The sequence below is a fragment of the Acinetobacter sp. YH12155 genome (assembly GCF_013418255.1).
In the GTDB taxonomy this organism is placed as follows: domain Bacteria; phylum Pseudomonadota; class Gammaproteobacteria; order Pseudomonadales; family Moraxellaceae; genus Acinetobacter; species Acinetobacter indicus.
The window spans coordinates 42982-65442 of sequence record NZ_VPCK01000006.1 but is presented as its reverse complement, the minus strand read 5'-3'; the positions used below and the strand labels follow the sequence as shown (position 1 = coordinate 65442).

Annotated in this window: 22 protein-coding genes; 11 read left to right on the top strand and 11 right to left on the bottom strand. The window is 45.2% G+C overall.

All coding sequences use genetic code 11. The features are described 5' to 3' along the window. Window positions 1-248: 248 nt before the first annotated feature. Complete coding sequence (locus FTU86_RS05740) at window positions 249-458, top strand: hypothetical protein (RefSeq protein ID WP_075166751.1); 210 nt, start codon at window positions 249-251, stop codon at window positions 456-458. Between the two features lie 42 nt (window positions 459-500). Here FTU86_RS05740 and bioB read toward each other — a convergent pair whose 3' ends face one another. From bioB to queG, 3 genes are all read right to left on the bottom strand, one after another. After that, window positions 501-1502 carry a biotin synthase BioB gene (gene bioB / locus FTU86_RS05735; protein WP_016658258.1) on the bottom strand — a complete coding sequence of 334 codons (1002 nt, stop codon included), beginning with the start codon at window positions 1500-1502 and terminating at the stop codon, window positions 501-503. Window positions 1503-1645: 143 nt separating this feature from the next. Then, complete coding sequence (locus FTU86_RS05730) at window positions 1646-1861, bottom strand: hypothetical protein (protein ID WP_005177388.1); 216 nt, start codon at window positions 1859-1861, stop codon at window positions 1646-1648. A gap of 120 nt (window positions 1862-1981) precedes the next feature. Beyond that, the gene (gene queG / locus FTU86_RS05725) at window positions 1982-3058 is read right to left on the bottom strand and encodes a tRNA epoxyqueuosine(34) reductase QueG (RefSeq protein ID WP_180048285.1); all 1077 of its coding nucleotides are present in this window, start codon (window positions 3056-3058) and stop codon (window positions 1982-1984) included. Between the two features lie 41 nt (window positions 3059-3099). On the opposite strand from queG, the gene FTU86_RS05720 reads away from it, so the two are divergent. Both FTU86_RS05720 and FTU86_RS05715 read left to right on the top strand, forming a co-directional pair. Beyond that, on the top strand, window positions 3100-4557 hold the full coding sequence (locus FTU86_RS05720; protein WP_180036766.1) for an NAD(P)H-hydrate dehydratase: 1458 nt from the start codon (window positions 3100-3102) through the stop codon (window positions 4555-4557). 3 nt (window positions 4558-4560) lie between these two features. Next, window positions 4561-4836, top strand: a complete 276-nt coding sequence (locus FTU86_RS05715) for an acylphosphatase (RefSeq protein WP_005177399.1) — start codon at window positions 4561-4563, stop codon at window positions 4834-4836. 52 nt (window positions 4837-4888) lie between these two features. Here FTU86_RS05715 and ruvC read toward each other — a convergent pair whose 3' ends face one another. Continuing rightward, the gene (gene ruvC, locus FTU86_RS05710; RefSeq protein ID WP_045795787.1) at window positions 4889-5434 is read right to left on the bottom strand and encodes a crossover junction endodeoxyribonuclease RuvC; all 546 of its coding nucleotides are present in this window, start codon (window positions 5432-5434) and stop codon (window positions 4889-4891) included. A gap of 482 nt (window positions 5435-5916) precedes the next feature. On the opposite strand from ruvC, the gene FTU86_RS05705 reads away from it, so the two are divergent. Together FTU86_RS05705 and FTU86_RS05700 are read left to right on the top strand one after the other, a co-directional pair. After that, complete coding sequence (locus FTU86_RS05705) at window positions 5917-6492, top strand: FxsA family protein (RefSeq protein ID WP_180036765.1); 576 nt, start codon at window positions 5917-5919, stop codon at window positions 6490-6492. A gap of 116 nt (window positions 6493-6608) precedes the next feature. Then, complete coding sequence (locus tag FTU86_RS05700; protein WP_075166755.1) at window positions 6609-7244, top strand: LysE family transporter; 636 nt, start codon at window positions 6609-6611, stop codon at window positions 7242-7244. Here the strand turns inward: FTU86_RS05700 and FTU86_RS05695 are convergent. Continuing rightward, window positions 7191-7421, bottom strand: a complete 231-nt coding sequence (locus FTU86_RS05695) for a hypothetical protein (RefSeq protein ID WP_180036764.1) — start codon at window positions 7419-7421, stop codon at window positions 7191-7193. The genes FTU86_RS05700 and FTU86_RS05695 overlap by 54 nt on opposite strands. 319 nt (window positions 7422-7740) lie before the next feature. On the opposite strand from FTU86_RS05695, the gene FTU86_RS05690 reads away from it, so the two are divergent. Further along, window positions 7741-7977, top strand: a complete 237-nt coding sequence (locus FTU86_RS05690; RefSeq protein WP_370459256.1) for a hypothetical protein — start codon at window positions 7741-7743, stop codon at window positions 7975-7977. Window positions 7978-8017: 40 nt separating this feature from the next. On the opposite strand, the gene FTU86_RS05685 is transcribed toward FTU86_RS05690, so the two are convergent. Together FTU86_RS05685 and metK are read right to left on the bottom strand one after the other, a co-directional pair. Beyond that, window positions 8018-8338, bottom strand: coding sequence for a monooxygenase (locus FTU86_RS05685; protein ID WP_306669469.1), 321 nt, complete (start codon window positions 8336-8338; stop codon window positions 8018-8020). Window positions 8339-8474: 136 nt separating this feature from the next. Further along, window positions 8475-9641 carry a methionine adenosyltransferase gene (metK, locus tag FTU86_RS05680; RefSeq protein WP_005177421.1) on the bottom strand — a complete coding sequence of 389 codons (1167 nt, stop codon included), beginning with the start codon at window positions 9639-9641 and terminating at the stop codon, window positions 8475-8477. A gap of 642 nt (window positions 9642-10283) precedes the next feature. Here metK and tkt point away from each other — a divergent pair. The 3 genes from tkt to FTU86_RS05665 all read left to right on the top strand — a co-directional run bounded on the left by tkt (window position 10284) and on the right by FTU86_RS05665 (window position 13506). Then, entirely contained in the window at window positions 10284-12272 is a 1989-nt protein-coding gene (tkt, locus tag FTU86_RS05675) for a transketolase (RefSeq protein ID WP_180036763.1), read from the top strand. Between the two features lie 87 nt (window positions 12273-12359). Next, window positions 12360-12809, top strand: a complete 450-nt coding sequence (locus FTU86_RS05670) for a GNAT family N-acetyltransferase (RefSeq protein ID WP_180036762.1) — start codon at window positions 12360-12362, stop codon at window positions 12807-12809. Window positions 12810-12921: 112 nt separating this feature from the next. Then, window positions 12922-13506 carry a YceI family protein gene (locus FTU86_RS05665; protein ID WP_005177424.1) on the top strand — a complete coding sequence of 195 codons (585 nt, stop codon included), beginning with the start codon at window positions 12922-12924 and terminating at the stop codon, window positions 13504-13506. Window positions 13507-13592: 86 nt separating this feature from the next. Here the strand turns inward: FTU86_RS05665 and FTU86_RS05660 are convergent, their stop codons facing one another. Both FTU86_RS05660 and FTU86_RS05655 read right to left on the bottom strand, forming a co-directional pair. Then, window positions 13593-14303: a glutamine amidotransferase gene (locus FTU86_RS05660; protein WP_180036761.1), complete on the bottom strand. Its 711-nt coding sequence runs from the start codon at window positions 14301-14303 to the stop codon at window positions 13593-13595. Window positions 14304-14540: 237 nt separating this feature from the next. Further along, window positions 14541-16052, bottom strand: a complete 1512-nt coding sequence (locus FTU86_RS05655) for an aldehyde dehydrogenase family protein (protein ID WP_016658247.1) — start codon at window positions 16050-16052, stop codon at window positions 14541-14543. A gap of 244 nt (window positions 16053-16296) precedes the next feature. On the opposite strand from FTU86_RS05655, the gene FTU86_RS05650 reads away from it, so the two are divergent. Then, window positions 16297-17478 carry a transcriptional regulator gene (locus FTU86_RS05650; protein ID WP_180036760.1) on the top strand — a complete coding sequence of 394 codons (1182 nt, stop codon included), beginning with the start codon at window positions 16297-16299 and terminating at the stop codon, window positions 17476-17478. Between the two features lie 57 nt (window positions 17479-17535). Here FTU86_RS05650 and FTU86_RS05645 read toward each other — a convergent pair whose 3' ends face one another. After that, the gene (locus FTU86_RS05645; protein ID WP_180036759.1) at window positions 17536-18531 is read right to left on the bottom strand and encodes an alpha/beta hydrolase; all 996 of its coding nucleotides are present in this window, start codon (window positions 18529-18531) and stop codon (window positions 17536-17538) included. Between the two features lie 247 nt (window positions 18532-18778). Continuing rightward, on the bottom strand, window positions 18779-19951 hold the full coding sequence (locus FTU86_RS05640) for an iron-containing alcohol dehydrogenase (RefSeq protein ID WP_180036758.1): 1173 nt from the start codon (window positions 19949-19951) through the stop codon (window positions 18779-18781). 454 nt (window positions 19952-20405) lie between these two features. Here FTU86_RS05640 and FTU86_RS05635 point away from each other — a divergent pair, with 454 nt between their 5' ends. Next, a complete protein-coding gene (locus FTU86_RS05635) occupies window positions 20406-22424 on the top strand; it encodes a hypothetical protein (protein ID WP_180036757.1) in 2019 nt (672 codons plus the stop codon). The last annotated feature ends 37 nt before the right edge of the window (window positions 22425-22461 follow it).

The following is a 22461-nucleotide window of genomic DNA, read 5'->3' as shown; positions in this document are numbered from 1 at the left end:
GAATATGAGCAAATGGAGGAAATTGGTGCGCATATTGAGTGTCGTAAGTGTGGGGCCAATAAATCATAGAGGGGATCAAACCAGATTCAAAAAAGAAGTGGGCTAGACTCACTTCTTTTTGTTTATAGATTGCATTAACATCCGCGCAGGCTCATCTCAGCCTTTAAATATCTAAATCTCATTCCAAGCTGCTTTATTTACTGCCATTTCAGGCTAAAATCCTGTCATCTCTCTATAACTGAATGCACATGGCCAAAGATTTTAATGCCCCGACCTATATTGTAGATGATCAGCTCAGCGATACCTTGGCCTGGCTGTGTCAGCATCAGGACTGTTTTGATGCCTTTCATTTTGATGTCATCAAGCAGGAACTCACGGTTTATCATGCCAATGGTGCCGATCTGATTAAACCGGGTATGTATCTGAATGCCAATTATGGTCTGTTAATTACCTCATAAAAAAAGCCCATCCAGAAGATGGGCTTTTTCGTGTGATGAGGATTAAACCGCCATCGCATCTACCGACAGTTCCTGAACGGTCGGTTTGGCTTTTTCCGCCACCAGTCCCAGTTTCTGGAACAGTTGACGGTCTTTACCTTCACCGGCATTCGGGGTGGTCAGCAGCTTTTCACCCGAGAACAGCGAGTTGGCACCGGCCATAAAGGCCAGGGCCTGATCTGAATCAGATAAAGATTCACGACCGGCAGACAGGCGGATATAACTGGTTGGCATGATAATGCGTGCCACGGCAATAGTACGAATCCATTCGGTGACATCGAGTTTTTCTACATCGGCCAGTGGTGTACCTTCAATTGGCACCAGCATGTTAATCGGTACAGATTCCGGATGAATCGGCAAGGTGGCCAGTTCATGTAACAGGCCAATCCGGTCCTGAGTATCTTCACCTAAACCGACAATACCGCCGCTACAGACTTTCATGCCGGCATTACGCACATGCTCCAAGGTATTTAAACGGTCATCGAAGCTGCGGGTACTAATAATGTTGGCATAGTATTCGCGTGAAGTATCGAGGTTATGGTTGTAATAATCCAGGCCGGCATCTTTCAGACGTTCTGCCTGAGACTGGTTCAGCATACCCAGCGTCATACAAGTTTCCAGACCCAGCGCTTTTACTTCACGCACCATTTCCAGCACATAAGGCATATCGCGTTCATGCGGATTGCGCCACGCTGCGCCCATACAAAAACGTGAAGAACCTGATTCCAGCGCTTCCTTGGCTTCCTGAATCACTTTTTCAACGGCAATACGTTTTTCAGCTTCCAGCTGTGAATCATAATGAGCCGATTGAGAGCAGTATTTGCAGTCTTCCGGGCATTTACCGGTTTTAATCGAGAGTAAGGTACTCACCTGAATGGTATTGGCAGCAAAATGCTCACGATGTACACGCTGCGCCTCAAAAACCAAATCTAAAAACGGTTGCTGATAAAGTGCCTCAATTTCTTCACGAGACCAATCATTACGTACCGGACGCATACTGCTCATAAGTCTGTCCCTAATTATCCATATTTTGCATACTGCATATTAAGCAAAAGCGGCAGGCGCTTCATTAGCAAAATATGACGTAATCCAAAAACAAAGTCCACCTGAAGTGGACTTTGTTGAGTGAGGGAACATGAACTTCAGCATTATTCACGATGGTTGCCGTGCATGTTCTGGTTTTGCAGATCGGCACGGTGCTGTTTATTCAGCATCCGGTCATCCTGTTCATGCTGGTTGTTTTTAGGGCTATCAATAGGCCCTTGGGGTTGCTGCTGTTGCTGTTTTAAATGTTCAGTCTGCTGTTCAAGTTCCTGCTTTTGCTGTTGTTTCTGCTGCTGTTGGTTTTTATGATGCGTTTGCATAATAAGTTCCTCCTGATGACAACATCTTTTCTGTTGGATTCCTCTATTAAGCCACAATTCAGTACCACGCGCTGTAGGGCTTGTGTGGGGATCTGTGAGCTCAGGTAAAGAAATGAAAAATTATGCAGATTTGGTCAACTGCTCCTGAATGGCCCAGTCGATATGCACATTCACCACCTCATCATGCAGCGTTTTGGCCTGTTGCAGCTGGGCAATAATATCTGCGGAATAAGGCGCATTGCCCAGACCAATCGCAATATTGCGTTTAAAACTCTGATAACCGGTCCGTCTGAGTGGACTGCCTTCGGTGCAGGCCAGGAAGGTGGCTTCATCCCATTGCCAGAGCTCCAGCAGGCTCATCCGGTCCAGCCCATGACGCGGGGCAAAATCATCCAGCGGAGTCAGCTGGGCAAAACTGTTCCAGGGGCAAATTAACTGGCAGTCATCACAGCCAAAAACCCGGTTGCCAATCGGCCGGCGCAAATCTTCAGGAATAATTCCCTTATATTCAATGGTTAAATAGGCAATACATTTACCAGCATCCAGCACGTAGGGCTCGACAATGGCTTTGGTCGGGCAGATGTCGATACAGGCGCTACAGGAACCGCAGTGCGCCGTGGCCGGTTCATCAAACGGCAACTCAAGCGAGCTAAACAGCTCACCTAATACAAAGAACGAACCGGATTTTTTATGAATCAGCAGGGTATGTTTACCGGTCCAGCCCATGCCGGCACTTTCGGCCAGCGATTTTTCAAAGATGGGGGCTGAATCGGCAAAAGGGCGCGATTCAAAATCACCGATTTTGTCCCGAATCAGGCTGGCCAGAGTTTTAAGACGACCGCGCATGACTTTATGATAATCGCGGCCGCGGGCATAACGCGCAATAATGGAGCTATTGGGTGCATCTGGCACGTGTCGTGGCGCAGGCCGATCGACCAGATAATTCATGCGCACACAAATAATGCTTTTGGTGCCCGGCACTAGTAAGGCCGGGTTGGCACGTTTCTCCAGATTTTCGCCCAGAAAATGCATATCTGCCTGATAACCTTGCGCTAAATAGGCTTCCAAACGAGGTAATTCTGCTTGAGCATCGGGCCGGGCAATGACACAATCAGCAAAGCCCAGTGCTAAAGCCTGCGCTTTAATCCATGCTTTTAACTGGACGGGATCAAGTTGATTGACCGGAATATTTTGCATGGCAGGTGATGAGTTCATAATGACAAAACAAGGGAAAAACAATGCATCCACAAGTTTATCATAGCCGTGATATTCAAGCATGGGAGCAGCGCTGGTTTGCTCGGCAAAACTCGTCTTATGGCCTGATGCAGCAGGTGGCCTGGTCGATTGCCCAGCGCGTCGTTCCCGTTTTACAGCAGCACGACTATCAATCTGTCGCCGTTTGCTGCGGGCAGGGCAATAATGCCGGGGATGGCTATCTACTGGCCAAATATTTACAGCAGGCCGGTTTTCAGGTGCATATTTATGCGGCTGAACTCGGACCCTCGCCTGATTTGCAGCAGGCTGAACGCGAGGCCCAAGCGGCTGGCCTGGATATTCAATCCGGTTTTCGGTTTCAACAGGCTTATGAGGTCTATGTTGATGCGCTGTTTGGGATTGGCCTGAATCGTGAACTGAGCGTTGAGTGGCAACAGATTATTCATCAGATGAATCAGCAGCGCGGCTTGAAAGTCGCAATTGATATTCCAAGTGGCCTGGATGCCAATTGTGGTCAGCCTTTACCTTGCGCAATTCAGGCTGATTTGACCTATAGCGTATTGGGTTTAAAAGCCGGACTCTTTACCGGTAAGGGCAAAGCCTACGCTGGACAGGTGGAGCTGATTGCCGCCATTCCTCCCGATGCCGAATTACACGCCATCGCCCAGCTGGCACCCACCCAGATTCAGTTGCCGCCACGTCAGGCTTTTGGTCATAAAGGCAGTTATGGGCATGTGCTGGTGGTCGGCGGTCATGCCGATATGGGCGGCGCGGTAATAATGGCGGCGGAAGCAGCGTTTGCGGCCGGTTGTGGCAAAGTGACCGTGGTTTGTGATGCCAAACATCATACGGCTATTTTAAGTCGTGCTCCGAATATCATGCTGCGCGATATTAACACTCTGCAGGATGATGCCATTGAACAGCTGTTACAGCAGGTCGATGCCATCTGTTTTGGTATGGGACTTGGACGTGATGACTGGGCGGCTTGTCAATATGCGATGTGGTTGCCGAAACTGTTACAGGCTGAACTGGAACGGGTACTCGATGCCGATGCCTTATGGTTTCTGGCCGCACATCCGCAGCAGTTACTTGAAGGTAGTTATTTAACGCCACATCCGGGTGAGGCGGCGAAACTTTTAGGCCTAACGACAATGGAAGTTGAGCAGAACCGCTTACAGGCTATTCAGGAATTACAGGCTCGTTATGGCGGCCAGTGGGTGCTTAAAGGCGCGGGCAGCCTGATTCTGGAAGATCAGCTCTGGCTATGTACTGCCGGCAATGCCGGAATGGGCACAGGTGGCATGGGCGATGTCCTGTCCGGCATGATCGCCAGTTTAAAAGCGCAATATCATACTGAACTCAGTTTACATGAGATTGTCACTTTACATGCGCAAGCTGGAGATGTACTGGCGGAATCCGGTATGCGCGGACTTCAGGCACAGCAGATGAATCAGGCCATTTATCAGGTCGTGAACAGGTGAGAGATGCAAGCACTTAAAATTATTATTCAGGGAAATGTGCAGGGCGTGGGGTATCGCCGCTGGTTTGAACAGCAGGCGCAAGAACTGCAGCTAACCGGCTATGTCAAAAATCTGGACAATGGTGATGTCGAAGCAGAAATTATTGGCGAGGAAATGCAGATTCAGGAAATTCTGAAACGCAGTCTGGTAGGACCATTGCGGGCACAGGTCACTAAAATTGAGCGCATCCCGTTTGATCCGGCAGAACGTGAATACACCCATTTCCAGATGATCCGTTAAGTAGAAACTCCCGATTTGGACATCCCCTCACCGGGATCAAGATGGCTTCCAGTTAGCGCCGTCTGCTGCTAGAACGGCTACGGCCGCGCGCCATACCACCCAGGGCATTCAGTACCGCCATTTTGCTCATACTGCCGGAGGCGTGGGCATGGCAGATGGCAGCGGCCAGCGCATCAGCTGCATCAGCTTGCGGTTTAATGCTTAAATTTAACAGCTTCATCACCATCATCTGCACCTGTTCTTTATCGGCTGCCCCATAGCCGACCACAGACTGCTTGATTTGGCGGGCGGTATATTCCGCCACCTGTAAATCCAGATTGGTCAGTGCGGCAATGGCAGCACCACGCGCTTGACCCAGTTTCAGTGCCGAGTCCGGGTTTTGCGCCATAAAAACCTGTTCAACTGCGGCCTCAGTCGGGCCATGAAATTTTACAATCCGGTCAATACCACCAAAAATACGTTTCAGGCGTTCAGGCATTTCCGTGGTTTCGGTCCGAATGGTGCCGGCATCTACAAAACGCAATTTTGAGCCATCACGCTCAATAATGCCGTAACCGGTAAGCCGGGAACCGGGATCGATACCAATAATCAGTGACATGCCAAGCCTTAAAAAATTACATCAAAATGAATTATATGATTTTACAGCGGTATTGTGTGAGGGAATTTGCAGCAACCGGTGCGGATACTCAAGACTATCAACAATGCTTCAAACTCGCTGGAGCTGCTATTAAAAATAGCAGGGACAATATATAGGTTATCTTGGTAAAAAAGGCTGCATCTTCATTTTGGCTTAAGTTTCGGGGTTTATACTGTACATCTACAGTCAAAAGCCGTGCAGTACAGTGGCCGCGGCAGTGTTTATCGGGCTGTGGCTGCTGCTCGTGTATGCGGCTTATGTTTATTTTTATCGTACTACAGCATAAAGCTCAGGTCTGTCATTGAAAATATTAATGACAGGCCTGCACTTTAAAAATAGAATAATGCCCATATTGTTACATAAGCGTGTCAAAAAAAGCTTGATGCTGATTAAGCAGTTGATGCCTGCACTCTATTTATTTTGTTGAGATTAGATTAATTTTCATGAAATTATTTCTTATTATTCTGGCTGGTTTAATTCTGGAAGTATTCGTCTGGATCGGCGTGGGTGACCTGGTCGGTAGCATGTGGTACGTGTTCTTCTGGTTTATTGCCGCCTTCTTTATTGGTATGAATCTGATCCGTAAGTATTCTGCGGACATCATGCCACAAATGCAGCAGATGCAGATGGGACAAATGAGTGCAGATCCGGCATTAAGCAATAACTTGCCTAAAATCTTTGCAGGTTTCCTGCTGTTGATTCCAGGTCTGATCACCGATGTGCTGGCTGTGCTGATTATGATTCCGGGCGTACAAAATGCCTTTAAAGCGGCCATGATGAAAGCGATGATGAAACGTCAGCAAGCCATGATGAACCAGATGATGGGGGGCATGATGGGCGATATGAATGGCATGGGTGGTGGTGCACAAGGCCAGAATCCGTTCGCCGATCTGATGCGTCAGATGCAGGACATGCAAAACCAGCAGGCGGGCCGCGACTCGACTATTATTGATGGTGAAGCGCGCGAAGTGACGCCAGAAGCAAAAAAAATTGAAATGAAAGATGTGAATAAACACTAAGCCATCTTTATTTGAAAAACCGGATCTGCAAGGATTCGGTTTTTTTATGCTTGCAGTGCTCGTATATTTTTGAACGGGCGATATAATAAATGACTTTTTAAGCTTCTCCCTGTGTTATGTCCTTACTGTTGACCATTTGTGCCTTACATTTTGTGGCACAGCTTAGTCCCGGCCCCGATATTATTCTGATTGCCAAAAGCTCGGCATCGACCACACGTCGCAATACCATTCATATTATTGCCGGAATTTCATTGGGCATTGTGCTGTGGGTGGTTTTAACCCTGCTGGGCTTTACCGTTCTGGTCGAGCAGTTTCCATGGATTCAGCAGGTATTGATGCTGATAGGCGGTTTGTTTCTGGCGAAAATGGGCTGGGCCATGCTCAGTGGCGGACTACGCAGTTTAAAACAGTCGACTGCACTGGAGGATGTACCGGCACAGAGCTCTGCACAGAAAAACTATTTTTTACTGGGCCTGTTCACCAATTTATCCAATCCTAAAACCCTGATTTATTTTAGCAGTGTATTTTCATTGGCGCTCAGTTCATCGGCCAGTGATTATTTAAAAGCGCAGCTGGCGGTGATTATTCCGCTGCAAACCTTCCTGACCTTTGTGTTGCTGATGCTGTTATTGTCACAGCCGAAAATTAAGGCGGTGTACCAGCGTTCAGGCAGTTATATTGATATTTTATCGGGCGCCTTATTCCTGATTTTTGCCCTGTGGCTGGGCTATGACGCCATCGGTATGTTCTGATTCAGAATCTGGTTGATCCTGTTCACTAACCAAAGCAGAAACAGCCCTTTCTGCTTTTTTATGGGCAGATGAATAACGGTTTGGTGCCAGAGTGGTTTCGGTATTTTCAGAGCCATGAAAACGGCGGCTGCGGTTGGCGCGTTCGCGTAATCCGCCTTTTTTGATCAATTGTACCATCTTCATCCTCCTGTATTTCAGTCCGCTAGTTTAAACAAAAGGGCAGCCGGATGCATCTGACTTAAGAGTAGTCCGATAAAATTATTGGCAGAGAATACGGTGTTAAAGCAGCAGCTTAAGTGTCTGAAAGCGTGCATAAAAAGATAAATAAAGCCAACAAAAGCAGGCAGGGTTTACTTAAGCTTACATAGACTCACCAGTAATAGGGCTTGCTATGCTGCACAGGCTCACATAAGATAAAACAATATTACAAAAAGCGTTTTTCGCATGATGTAAAAATAAAAACAAGAATTACAGTAAATTAGGAGAACTGCCTATGCTGTACCATCAATACCATTGCTCATGTTGCAATCAAGTGGTGGCGTCAACAGAAAAAGAATGTCCAAATTGCGGTTCACACAATATTCGTAGTCCTTATGGTTTCTGGATGTTCTGTATTTTAAGTTGTCTGGCCTTTGCGGTTATTTTTAAAGTCGTGCATGTCTATTTGCAGGATCATCAGGAAACCCCGACACAGCCGACTTTATTGGAAGTCTTAAAACAGGAATCCAGCTAACTGGATTCCTTGAATCTGATGAGCTTAACTCAACTTTCGTTTAGCGGGATGACGCCAGAAAAGTGGCCTGATTCAGTGCCGACAGTTCAGTATTAATGTCAAAAATTTTCCCGTGAATCTTGTCGATGCCAAAACTTTGCAGACGCGCCGTGTGCATCTGTAAATATTGTTCTGCATGATGCTTTGTATCAAACAGGTAAATCCCGCCAGCCTGCTGGGTGTCACTATTTTCGGTCCAGATTTTCCAGATGAGACCTGGTTCCTGGTTAATACTGGCTGCCAGCTCGCGATAGGCCGTGGCCATTTCTGCGCCAAAAGGGCCATTTGAAGGGAAATCAACCTGAAGAATTACCGCCATCATGTTCATCCTGTTTTAAATGTTCCATCTTATTGTAAACAGTTTATGTTTTTATAAAATGATATTTCTGCCCAGAATTGCGATAAAGCAGACAATAAAAGACCCATCACGTGGATGGGTCTTTTAATATCTTCAGAGCTTAAAGGCCAGCAGCGGCTTTTAAGATATCGACTTTGTCGGTTTTTTCCCAGGTAAAGGCAGTGTCTGAACCTTCGCGGCCAAAGTGACCGTAGGCAGCAGTCTGCTTGTACATTGGTTGTAACAGGTCCAGCATACGGGTAATGCCGTATGGACGCAGGTCAAAGTGTTCACGAACTAGCTGAACAATCAGTTCATCAGCCACTTTACCGGTGTTAAAGGTGTTAATTGAAATTGAAGTTGGCTCCGCCACACCAATTGCATAAGACACCTGAATTTCACATTTGTCTGCCAGGCCAGCAGCGACAATATTTTTCGCCACATAACGACCCGCATAAGCAGCAGAGCGGTCTACTTTCGATGGGTCTTTACCAGAGAAGGCACCACCACCATGACGCGCCATACCACCGTAGGTATCTACAATAATTTTACGGCCAGTCAGACCACAGTCACCCACTGGGCCACCAATCACAAACATTCCGGTCGGGTTGATGTGGAATTTGGTGTCAGCATGGAACATGTCCGCAGGGATGATCTTTTTCACGATTTCTTCAATCACAGCTTCTTTCAGCTGTGCTTGACTAATTTCAGGATCATGCTGGGTTGACAGCACCACCGCATCTAAACGTACTGGTTTGCCATTTTCATAGGCAAAAGTCACCTGGCTTTTCGCATCTGGACGTAACCAAGGCAGGGCACCGCTACGACGCAGTTCAGCCTGTTTTTCCATTAAGCGATGCGCATAAGAAATTGGCGCAGGCATCAGCACATCCGTTTCACGGCTGGCATAACCAAACATCAAGCCCTGGTCGCCGGCACCCTGATCTTCAGGTTTTTGACGGTCTACACCTTGGGCAATTTCCGGTGACTGCTTACCAATCATGTTAATTACGGCACAGGTTGAACCATCGAAGCCGAGGTCAGAATGATGATAGCCAATACCATTTACGGTTTGACGTACAATCGCTTCAAAGTCCACATTGGCTGTGGTTGTGATTTCACCCGCGAGTACGACCGCACCGGTTTTTACAAGCGTTTCACAAGCAACCCGCGCATATGGGTCTTCTTTTAAGATTGCATCCAAAATGGCATCACTGATTTGGTCAGCCATTTTATCTGGATGGCCTTCGCTTACAGATTCCGAGGTAAATACAGCGTACTCGCGCATAAGTCCTATCACAGTTATTTCAAAAGACGCAATATGTTACATCGAGTTAGACTTTAGGACTAGCTCAATACGACCAAATTGGCTGAATTTATTTCAATTCAATGACTTTTTATCTGATATAGGCATTTAAAAAACTGATATAAAATCCAAAACGGTATAGATTCATCATCCGGATAAACTTGAGTTTTAATTCAATAAATCACTATTTTAAAAGCGGCTGTATTTTTATAATTTATATTAAAAATCAATTAATTATATTATTTTAAACGTGTGAGGTGCATTCTACCTGTCATCTTTTGGTCGTCATCATGCTCTAAAATGAAGTCTGTTGCTGTTGAGCAGGATTGTGCAGTTTTGAATTAAATTGAATGAATTTCACAATGAGCGCTTTTTTGTATAAAAAACCATCCAAATAGGCCAGTTGTGTAACATGAAAATCTGGATAAGCCACCCGGTTATTCGCCAGAACTTCAATTTTCTCATGCCTCTAGCCAGGAATTGTACGAAAATGCGCAGGCAAACGAATAAATACCGAAAAATTACCGCTGAGGCTTTACCCCATACGCTTTTTTTAAGACAATAGACGTGTTTTGAATTCCTATTCATCTTCCTTTATTAAACGATTTATTTGGACTCTGACCTATGACGACCCCGCTTAATGAACGTCGTATTGCAAACGCAATTCGTGTATTGGCTATGGATGCCGTGCAAAAAGCAAATTCCGGACATCCAGGTGCGCCGATGGGGATGGCAGACATCGCTGACGTGGTGTGGCGTGAATTTTTAAATCATAACCCGACGAACCCGCAATGGGCTAACCGCGACCGTTTTGTTTTATCCAATGGTCATGGTTCTATGCTGCATTATGCACTGTTACATTTAACCGGTTATGATCTTTCAATTGAAGATTTAAAAGCATTCCGTCAACTACACTCTAAAACACCAGGTCATCCGGAATACGGCTATGCACCAGGGGTTGAAACCACCACTGGTCCACTTGGTCAGGGTATTGCCAATGCGGTTGGTTTTGCTCTGGCTGAAAAGACGCTGGCAGCGCAGTTCAATAAAGATGATATGCAAGTGGTTGACCATTACACCTACTGTTTCCTGGGTGATGGCTGCCTGATGGAAGGTATTTCTCACGAAGTATGTTCACTGGCCGGTACTTTAGGTCTGGGTAAACTGGTGGTTTACTATGATGACAACGGCATTTCAATTGATGGTGAAGTTGAAGGCTGGTTCTCTGATGACACTGAACAACGCTTCCTGTCTTATGGCTGGCAAGTGCTGAAAGTTGATGGTCATGATGCAGATGCTATTCGTGAAGCAACTGTGGCTGCCAAAGCTGAAACCGCTAAACCAACCATTATTATCTGTAAAACCATTATCGGTTTAGGTTCACCAAACAAACAGGGTAAAGAAGACTGTCACGGTGCACCGCTGGGTAATGATGAAATCGTGTTAACCCGTGAAGCACTGGGCTGGACCGATGAAGCGTTTGTAATTCCTGAAGATGTGTATGCTGCTTGGGATGCGAAAACCAAAGGTGCTGAAACTGAAGCAGCCTGGAACACTACTTTTGCAGCGTATGCGGCAAAATATCCTGCAGAAGCGGCTGAATTAAAACGCCGTTTAAGCGGTGAATTGCCAGCAGAATTCCTGGCACAAGCCGATGCCTATATTGCTGAAGTAAACGCGAAAGCAGAAACCATTGCGACCCGTAAAGCCAGCCAGAATACGCTACAGGCTTTTGGTCCATTATTACCTGAATTATTGGGTGGTTCTGCGGACCTGGCTGGTTCAAACCTGACGCTTTGGAAAGGTTGCCAGGGCGTACAAGACAATGCCGCAGGTAACTATGTGCACTACGGCGTACGTGAATTTGGTATGACCGCGATTGCCAACGGTGTGGCGCTGCACGGCGGTTTCATTCCTTATGTAGCAACATTCTTAATGTTCATGGAATATGCGCGTAATGCCGTGCGTATGTCTGCGTTAATGAAGCAACGCGTAATTCATGTTTATACCCATGATTCGATCGGTCTGGGTGAAGATGGTCCTACGCACCAGCCAATTGAGCAGATTGCATCGTTACGTGGTACGCCAAACCTGAACACATGGCGTCCATGTGATACGGTTGAAGCAGCGATTTCCTGGAAATCTGCTTTAAGCCGTGCGGAAGGTCCATCTGCGTTAATCTTCTCTCGTCAAAACCTGCCATTCCAGGCACGTACTCAAGCACAAATTGAAAACGCGGCCAAAGGTGGTTATGTGCTGGCTGAAGAAAAAGGTGAATTGAAAGCAATCATCATTGCGACCGGTTCTGAAGTGGCCTTGGCGATGGAAGCACATGCACAGCTTGAAGGTGTACGTGTGGTGTCTATGCCATGTGCTGAAGAATTCATGCAGCAAGATGCGGCGTATCGTGAAGCAGTTCTGCCATCGAATATCCGTGCCCGTGTTGCAGTTGAAGCAGCGCATGTGGATTACTGGTGGAAATTTGTGGGTCTGGACGGCCGCGTGATTGGTATGACCACTTACGGTGAATCTGCACCAGCCAAAGATTTGTTCCAGCACTTTGGTATTACTACTGAAGCAGTGGTTGCTGCAGTGAAAGAACTGATGGCTTAATCGCTCAGACATTTTCAAAAAGACGCTCCGAAAGGGGCGTTTTTTTATGCTAGTTTAAAAGGCTGAATGATATAAAAGAAGACCCACATGACAGCAATTAGTATTGTGCCTTTGGCACAGACCAGTCAGCCGCAATGGCACGCACTTTGGGCCGGTTATCAGGCCTTTTATCAAACCAAGTTATCAGATGAACTGAGTGCCCATACCTGGCAGCGTCTGACATCAGCCGAGTCTGCGCATATGTATGGTTTTGCGGCACTGTTTGAACAGCAGATGGTCGGCTTTGTTCATGTGATGGAACATGACAGCTGCTGGACATTCAGGCCTTATGCCTATTTGCAGGATTTATTTACTCACCCCGATTATCGCGGGCAGGGTGTGGCCAGATTACTGATTGAACAGGTCTATATGGAAGCCAAAAAACGCCAGTGCGACCGAGTTTACTGGCTGACACAAGAAGCCAATCAAACTGCACAAATATTGTATGATAAAGTGGCACACAAGACCGGATTTATTCAATATAAACAAAGTCTGTAACGGCATCCATGCGTTAATCGTTTCATTGCTGCAACAGAACGTTTTATCTGTAGCAATGAACTCTAACAAGAAATCTATACACTAATAAGCATTCAAAAAGCGAGATAAAAGCATGAACTTTAAAGCACTTGTACTTGGTTTGGCGGTTACTTCAGTAGCAACAGCTGCGTTGGCAAAACCAGTGGCGTATCAAATTGACCCGACCCATACGGCAACTGTATTTAGCTGGGATCACTTCGGTTTCTCTACGCCATCAGGTAACTTCTCTAACATTCAAGGTACCATTAATGTTGATGAGAAACAGCCAGAAAAATCATCTGTCAACGTGACTATTCCATTAAACAGCCTGAACACCAACGTCAAAGCGCTGGATGAGCACTTAATGGCAGCAGACTGGTTTGATGCAGCAAAATATCCAACTATTACTTTCAAAAGTACCAAAGTTGAAACTCAGGACAAAAAGAACTTTAAAATCACAGGTGATTTAACTGTGAAAGGTGTAACGAAACCTGTAGTTCTGGATGCGGTACTGAACAAACAAGGTCCACATCCAATGACCAAAGCGGCAACTGTTGGTTTTAATGCCACCACGTCATTTGACCGTTCAGCATTTGGTATCGCCGGTTTTGTACCAAATGTAGGTGATAAAATTACTGTAAACATCACCACTGAAGCTTCTGTTGCTGCGAAAAAATAATTGCAAAAACAGCTAAAAAAAGCACCCGCTTCAGGGTGCTTTTTTTATGACGATGATAAATGTAAGGACAATCTAAAGCTTTCCAGTCAGCTTTGAGATTTTAAGCCGGCTAGAAACTGACTCAGAATCGTCGCGCTGACCTGTTGCAGTTGCGGCGCGTATTGCTGATGATTGGCGCGTAAGGCGGGAATATTAATCTGGGCCTGACGTAATTCACAGGTATGGCCAATCAGCCATTTTTCTAAACTGTCTGCAGCAACTTCAGCGTGAAATTGTAACGCCAGAATATGTGGTCCGACCCGAAAGGCCTGATTCGGATACAGGTCGGAGCTGGCCAGTAATTCAGCCTGTGCTGGTAAATCAAAAGTATCGCCGTGCCAATGTAAAACCGGTGTATCGGCTAATGCCGCCAGTGGATGATGGACGGCATCTGCCAGACTGAGCGTACTCCAGCCAATTTCTTTGGTATGGCCGGCATAGACTTTGGCACCCAAGGCATAAGCAATGAGCTGTGCACCCAAACAAATACCAATAGTTGGTAAATTCTTTTCTAAACGTACTTTTAGTAAGTCTATTTCTTGTTGTAAGAAAGGATAGTCTGTGATTTCATAAACGCCAATTGGGCCACCCAAAATAATCACCAATCCTTCATGTGCAAACGCCTTTTCTAGATTTTCCACACCAGCTTCAAAATACCGTACCCGTAAACCTTGTTCATACAGGACATCTTCCCACGCGCCGAGGTCTTCAAATGCAAGATGTTGAATGGCATAGACAGTGTCGGGTAAATCGAACATGGCAGATACTTCAGGCTGAAAGGGAGATTTAATGTAACGTGAAATACACTCGAACTAAAGCGTAGCGTATGAATAAAGGATAGACTTTTAACTTGATCTTCCGGTTTATACAACGCTGAAAGAGCGTGCTGCGAAAGTCATAGTATTCCATGTTGCAATAAAAACGCCCGATGCAAATACATCGGGCGCAGCTTGAAACGGTAACTTCAACGCTGTTGGAATCCTAAAGATGAGTCTTTAGAAGAAGCCAGCAGGTTTAGTTGAGTAGCTCACCAACAAGTTTTTGGTTTGTTGATAATGTTCTAACATCATCTTGTGGTTTTCACGGCCAATACCTGATTTTTTATAACCACCGAAAGCGGCATGTGCAGGGTAGATGTGGTAACAGTTCGTCCAAACGCGACCCGCTTGAATAGCACGACCTGCACGGTAAGAAGTGTGCGCAGAACGTGACCAAACACCTGCACCTAAACCGTAAATGGTGTCATTGGCAATTTTAATGGCTTCATCAAAGTCTTTAAATGTAGTCACAGAAAGCACTGGGCCGAAAATTTCTTCTTGGAAAATTTTCATGTCATTGGTGCCTTTGAAAATTGTCGGCTCAATATAGAAACCACTGCCAACTTCATGACGTTCACCGCCACCTGTTAAAACTTGCGCGCCTTCGGCACGACCTGTCGCAATACAACCCAAGATTTTGTCTTGTTGTTCTTGTGACGCCTGCGCACCAATCATGGTTTCAGTATCAAGCGGGTGACCTGTTTTAATACGTTTAACACGTTCGATGGCTTTTTCAAGGAAACGGTCAGCAATACTTTCCTGTACGAGCGCACGTGATGGACAAGTACAAATTTCACCCTGATTCAGCGCAAACATAGCAAAGCCTTCGAGTGCTTTGTCTAAGTAGTCGTCATCTTGCGCCATAATATCTTCAAAGAAAATATTTGGAGATTTACCACCAAGCTCCAAAGTCACTGGAATGATGTTTTCAGTGGCGTATTGCATGATCAATTGACCGACCTGGGTCGAACCTGTGAATGCAATTTTGGCAATACGTGGATTGGTTGCCAATGGGCGACCCACTTCTACACCGTAACCATTGACTACGTTTAATACGCCTGCTGGCAATAAATCTTGAATCAGTTCAACCAAAACTAAAATACTAGCAGGGGTTTGCTCCGCAGGTTTAAGTACAATACAGTTACCCGCAGCCAAAGCAGGTGCAAGTTTCCATGTTGCCATTAAAATTGGGAAGTTCCATGGAATAATTTGCCCCACAACGCCCAACGGCTCATGAAAGTGATAGGCAATGGTATCTTCATCAATTTCAGAAATTCCGCCTTCTTGGGCACGAATACAGCCTGCAAAATAACGGAAATGGTCAATCGCCAATGGAATGTCGGCAGCCAATGTTTCCCGAACAGGCTTACCATTATCCCATGTTTCTGCCACTGCCAATAATTCTAGATTTTGTTCTAAACGATCTGCAATTTTAAGCAGAATGTTGGAGCGTGTGGTTGGAGATGAGCTGTTCCATTGTGCTTTGGCTTTATGGGCTGCATCTAAAGCCAGTTCAATGTCTTCTGCCGATGAGCGTGGGACTTTGGTAAATACTTTGCCATCTACAGGAGAGATATTTTCAAAGTATTCGCCTTTTACAGGGGCGACCCACTCGCCACCAATAAAGTTTTCGTATTGTGCTTTAAATTGAACTTTTGAACCGGGTTGATTGGGATCTACGTAACGCATAATTCTCTTCCTTTGATGGTTTTTTATAATCTGCCGTCACTTTACCGTTTAGAACAATCCTGTGTCTAAAATCAGGTTAAATTTACGGCTATGGTATAAGGTACTTTGGTACGTTATTTGTTTAGCATACCAATATAAGGTTGGAAAAAGGTTGGAAAGTTGCAGGTTTACAAGCAACGAACAAATCCTTACAAAAACAAGCACTACATTGGATGTAGTGCACACAGGATTGTGAGAATCAGTCATGATGAAAAAACAAGATCTATTGGAAAAAAAACTGCATATTGAACAGTTTAGACAAAGCAGTAGTTTATCGCCGCTGCATGCGCAGCAAATTCAGCAGAGTATTTTAAATTCTTGGCAACGCTCTGAAATTGCAGAAATTCCTGTAGATCGGCAGGCTGCTCCGTTAAATTCCAGTTTATCGCATCCGCAAGGCGGTTCGGCTTTACAGAGAGCTGTGCAAAATTGCGCAGAAGATTTAAAACATATCGCGCAGCAGTCCGACATGGTGGCAGCCGTGGGCGATGTGGGCAGTACGATTATTTGGACGGCAGCGAGCGCTCAAATGCGTAATGTGGCGGAACGAGTACATTTTGTAGAGGGTGGACAGTGGCGTGAAGAGTTGGTGGGTACCAATGCTTTGGCTTTGTCACTCAAAACTCAGCAAGCCAGTTGTGTGTTTTCCAGTGAACATTATATGTCATCGTTACATGACTGGGTTTGTTATGCCGCACCAATTTTAGACCCACATTCCAAACAAGTGTTGGGCGTGATTGATTTATCGACCACTTGGAAAAATCATAACAGTTTGGGTTTGTTGGCAGCAGAGCGCTGTGCTTCTTTAATTCAAAATGCGTTGCTGGAACAGCAAAAACAGCAGCTTTATATTCGCGCGTTTCGTGTGCCACAGGTGTTATTTAATGGCAAAGTGGTGGTGATGACACCGCGTCAAATTGAAATATTGGTGATTTTGGCACTTTGCCCACAAGGCATGAGTTTAGACACTTTACACCAAGCACTATATGGTGAGCGTAAAGTCAGCATGGGAACGCTAAAAGCTGAAATGTCGCAATTACGCGATATTTTAGGGGGGATGCTCGGCTCGCGTCCTTACCGAGTTTTGGCGCATATTGAAGCCGATTTTTTACAAGCTGAGCAGGCTTTAGATGCAGGTTATGTGCAGTCTGCCTTGCAAACGTGTGCAGGGGTATTTTTGGCGAAAACTGAAAGTCCATTTTTATGCGCATGGCGAGATTGTTTAGAATCACGCCTGAGTGATGCCATTTTTAATGCACAAGATACCGATGTATTGCTGAAACATTTGGCGCATAGCCCTGAAGCGATTGATGCGGTAGAGCGTTTAATTGAACTGATGCCAAAGCATCATCCTGCACATCAAATTTTATTAAAATACAAAGCCTAAGGGATGCATCAAGTCATTTAGCCGTTAATTCAATTCCTTTAGTTCTAGTTTTTAGTTTTATAGCTCTTTGCGGTTTAACCAGTCAAACAAGGACTGATACACTTCCGCACGGACTTCGGGCGCAGAAAGTACCAAATCATGCACGCCATTTTCAATTTGGCAAAGCACAATATCACCATGCATGTGATGCCCATATTTTTGCATATCTGCAACATTTAAAATTACGTCAGTGCGTTGCGCAATCTCATTCCATTGGCGTGGATAACTACTTTGACTCGAATGCATAATTAAGGTTGGTACACCCAAATGTACGCTGGCATGAATTTCCTTTTGTGCTTCATGAATTGCACGTACAAAACTTAATCGCACTTTTGGATAACGCGGTTTCTTCCATTCCAAATTAAATAACCATTCACCATGATATTGTTTGTGTAGACTTGGTACATAAAATGGATTAAGGCGGCTTGGAAATTTCATTTCTGGCAACAATTTGCCCAATTGGCTCAAACGAGGAATGCCGAATTTTTTCTCAATCTCGCTCATATTGAAATCATAAAAAGGGCTGTTACACCATAAACCACGAATCAGTGGATGATTGGGATGATGTGCTACATATAACGTGGTGATTAATCCACCTGTTGAATGTCCCGCCAAAATTACCGAGTCATGTTCTTCTGTGGCAATTTGCTCAAGTGCAGCGGCAATTTCTGCATCATATTCAGACAAGCTGCGCACATTGTACCAATGTTGATGTGACAAATGCGAACGCCCGTATTTACGCAAATCTAAGGCATAAAAGTCATAACCGCGCTGATTAAACTGGTCTGCCATTTCTGTTTGAAAAAAATAGTCAATAAAACCATGAATATAAAGTACGGCTTTACGGGTTTTCTGTTCGGCTTTTTTGCGTACCAAGGTAGCAATCACTTTGCCTTCATAATCCGAAGGAAAATCCAGCGTCATTTGTTGGTAATCGGCACCCAAAATATCGGGTTGATAGCTTGGTGTTGTTTTTTGTTTTTTACCTAACAGCATAAGGTGTTCGTCATCCATTTTATTTTGACTATATCCTTGATGCGCTGTGCGCATTTGTCAAATTGAATTATGCAAACCCTCTGCATCTACATCGCTTTAGTTTTATGCTGCGAGTTCATTTTGTTCTGAACAGCAAAAAAAAGCAGAACGCATCTGAGATGGTTCTGCCAAAGGGAAGGATAAAAATAAAACAGCAAAAGAGGAAAATTGAAAAAAAGATGGGAGATGCTGAGCAAATCGTGATTCACTCAGCAGGAGATTCAAATTACATCGCGGCTTTAAAAATTTCGACCACTTGTGCATGATTGGCTTTACGTGGGTTGGTGAGCATGCAGGCATCTTTTTGTGCATTTTCAGCCATAATAGCCAAGTCATTTTCTTTCACGCCTAACTCTGCTAAACCTGTTGGAATACCAATCGAGCTAGATAGTTCACGAATTGCATCAATCGCGGCATAGGCGGCTTCTGTGGTGGTTAATCCGTCAGTATTGACTCCCATCAATTCTGCAATATCTGCATAACGCTCAGGGCAGGCAATCAGGTTAAATTCGCAAACATGCGGCAATAAAATTGCATTACAGACGCCGTGCGGCAAGTTGTAGAAACCACCGAGTTGATGCGCCATGGCATGCACATAGCCCAATGAGGCATTGTTAAATGCCATACCTGCCAAATATTGCGCATAGCTCATGGCATCACGCGCTTCAATATTTTCACCATTTGCCACGGCAGGGCTGAGCCACTGACTAATCATACGGATAGCTTTTTCAGCACAGGCATCGGTAATAGGATTGGCTGCGGTTGAAACGTAGGCTTCTACAGCATGGGTTAAGGCATCCATGCCTGTTGCTGCGGTTAAACCTGCAGGTTTGGCAATCATGAGTTTTGGATCATCAATGGCGATGAGTGGTGTACAGCGCCAATCGACAATTGCCATTTTAACGTGCGTGTCTGTATTGGTAATAATACAGAAACGGGTCATTTCCGAAGCTGTACCTGCAGTGGTGTTAATGGCAATCAGTGGGGTCATTGGCACAGTACTTTTATCAATGCCTTCATAATCACGAATATGCCCACCACCTGCGGTCACTAAGCCAATGCCTTTGGCACAGTCGTGGGAAGAACCACCACCTAAGGACACAATGAAGTCGCAGTGATTGGCATTGTAGGCATCAACACCGTTATGCACGTTAATATCGGTCGGATTTGGCTCTGCACCAGCAAATATATGGCTGGCAACGCCTGCTTCGGTGAGGTAGCCTGCAATGGTATCGGCAACGCCAAATTTAAACAGTCCTTCATCAGTCACAATTAGGGCTTTTTTAGCGCCTAAATTTTGTGCTCTTTCGCCTATTTCTTTGGCACAACCAGGGCCGAAGAGTGACACACAAGGAATATAAAAACCGTTGGTTTGATCTGCAATATTTTTAAAAGCCATGCTCAGATTCCTTCTTGCATTGGATATTGGAATAATGTGTTGTTATCGCGGTGTTGAACCGTAATTTGAGTATCCAATGCTTTGTTGTGAAATCCTACCTACCAAATACCAACCCTATTTTGTGAGGAAATAGTGCAAATTAATCTATTGTAATTTATGGGGTTTTAAAGGAGTTATATTTCATCTGAAGCTTTATAAAAGCTATAGGCAAGGCCAGAAATCTTGTTTATAGTGGTTTGTATATGTGGTTTTATGTGTAGATACTGTGCATAAAACCAGTCTAGTGGAAGTTGACGCATAGGCAGGTTGAAGGAAAATTCAAGCATCAAGCGCTTTATGAAAATGGAAAATAAAACAAAAAACAGGGATTAATCACGAGTTTGGTCTAGTCGCTGCAATTAAATAAAAATAAGATGCAACTTAGATAGACCGTACTTAAGCATGAGGAGTGTGTATGCAGCCAAGTCGCCAGCATAGCCAATTGCATGCCGTTGCACAGCAATTGGTACGTATTTCCAGTGTGGCCGCAGAAATATATCAAGATCAAATGGAGCTAGTTGGGCATCTCACTGCGCAAAATATGTTCCGTATTGATCCTTTGCAGTATCGGGTTGAATTGCTAAACGGTCTATTTAGCCTCGAATTTTATCCGCCTAAATCTAACACCAGTTTAATTCAGGCGCAGTTTGAGTTTGCGGGGCAGCATCAAGAAGCGTTTGAAGATTTTTTTCTGCATGATTTACAGTTTCATACGGGCGATTTAAAGCCACAACACTCCTTATTTTTGCGTAATCAGGCGCAGCAATTACGACATCTGATTATGCAGCAAGCCTATATATGGGTGGATGGTGCTGCACGTGTTCAACAATTGCTACTGCATTTAGATGCCATGCAGGCGCAAATTTTAGATCAGGCATTAATGCAGGCAGACGATCAGTATCAACCAGTATTGACCAAATTTGTGCAGCAAGGGCAGCCGATTCCTGAAGATGTTTTAACTGCTTTATCGACACTATGCGCTTTGGAATTTGTAGAGGGTGAAACCTTTTTGCCAGTGCAAGCACTGATGCTAAGTTATGATGATTTTTGTTTTAGTGCAGCAGAATTTCTACCTAAAGCCATGTATCGTATTTTAAGTATCTCATTTCCAGAGCGATTTAATTTACAGGATTTAATCGATCATCAGGACGATATTCGGCTGTTGTATCGACACGCGGTAGAGCAGAGTCATTTATTAGGCTTTGTCCGGATTATGAACCGCGCGGTCTGGGCCGAAGATAATATTCTGGCCAAACGGCATTTTCTGGAAAAAAATACCCGCATCTGGCAGACCAAAGTTGCGCGCTTGCCACTGTTTGATTATCCACGCGCAGTCAACTGGCTGTTTCGGCAATCGAAGCTGGTGCTGGACTGGCTCAGTGACAATATTCATCATTCCAGTGTCCGTGTCGCGGTGGTGGCGCTAAGTTTTGTTGATTGCAGCCAGATTCATCCACGCATTATTCTGGCCACCTTGCAGTATTTCCAATATGCCTCGGCGCGGCTGTTTATTCAGAGCTGTGATCATTTCGCGCTGCAACATCAATGGTTTGAACATCAGCATAATTCCCGGGTGGTGCAAAAAGGCCAGCGCCAGTCACTGGAAGACCCGCGAATTAGCATCAGCCCGTCTATTTTGTATTTAGATGAATGGATGAATTTGCTGGCGATTGTTGCGGCACAGGATGAACTGCAGGTGAAACAGGTTTATGCACGTTTAAGCCGGGTGATGCAGGCCTATATGCTGCATCTGCATAAGGTCACGGCAGAACTGCCGGCTGAATTAATGCAGTTTATTCATCCGGAGAGTCAGCAATCGCGTGACTTTATGCACTGTTTACGCCGTCATCAGTTGACGCTGGAGCAATTCCGGCAGCTGTTTTATTTAAAGGCCGGGCCGGTGCGTGAATCGGTGTTTGATGCTTATGTGCGCGATTATCTGGTCGATTATTTTAATGAAAAAAATTACACCCCGAAAAATGTCAGCTGGAGCAGTATTTTTCAGCGTGCGGTGCGCTGGCATCATGAGGTGCATAAAGCCGAAATTCTGGCTAAGCTGAAAAAACAGTTAAACGTCCGCCACTGGCCGCCCGTATCGCTACAAGGCAGAACCCAGTATCTGGGCTGGTGCTTTGAGGAACTGAACAGTCTGGACCGGATTATTCAGGAGTCGCGCAGTTTTCATCATTGTCTGGCAGTGAGTTATAGCCAGAAAATTATTGAAGGCGAATATGTGGCTTTTCATATGTCATCGCCGTGTTATCGCCAGTCCTTAACGCTGGGTTGTCATCTGCTCGATGGACAGCTGCGCTTTGATCAGCTGGAATATCCGAACAATCATAAAGCCGAACAGTTGCTGGTCAATATTGCGGAACAGTTTATTCAATGGCTGAACAGCCGCTTAAAACAGGACCCATCTGCCGGAACTTTATGACAAGTGATGTCGCCAGATGTAGTTTTTGCCTTAACTT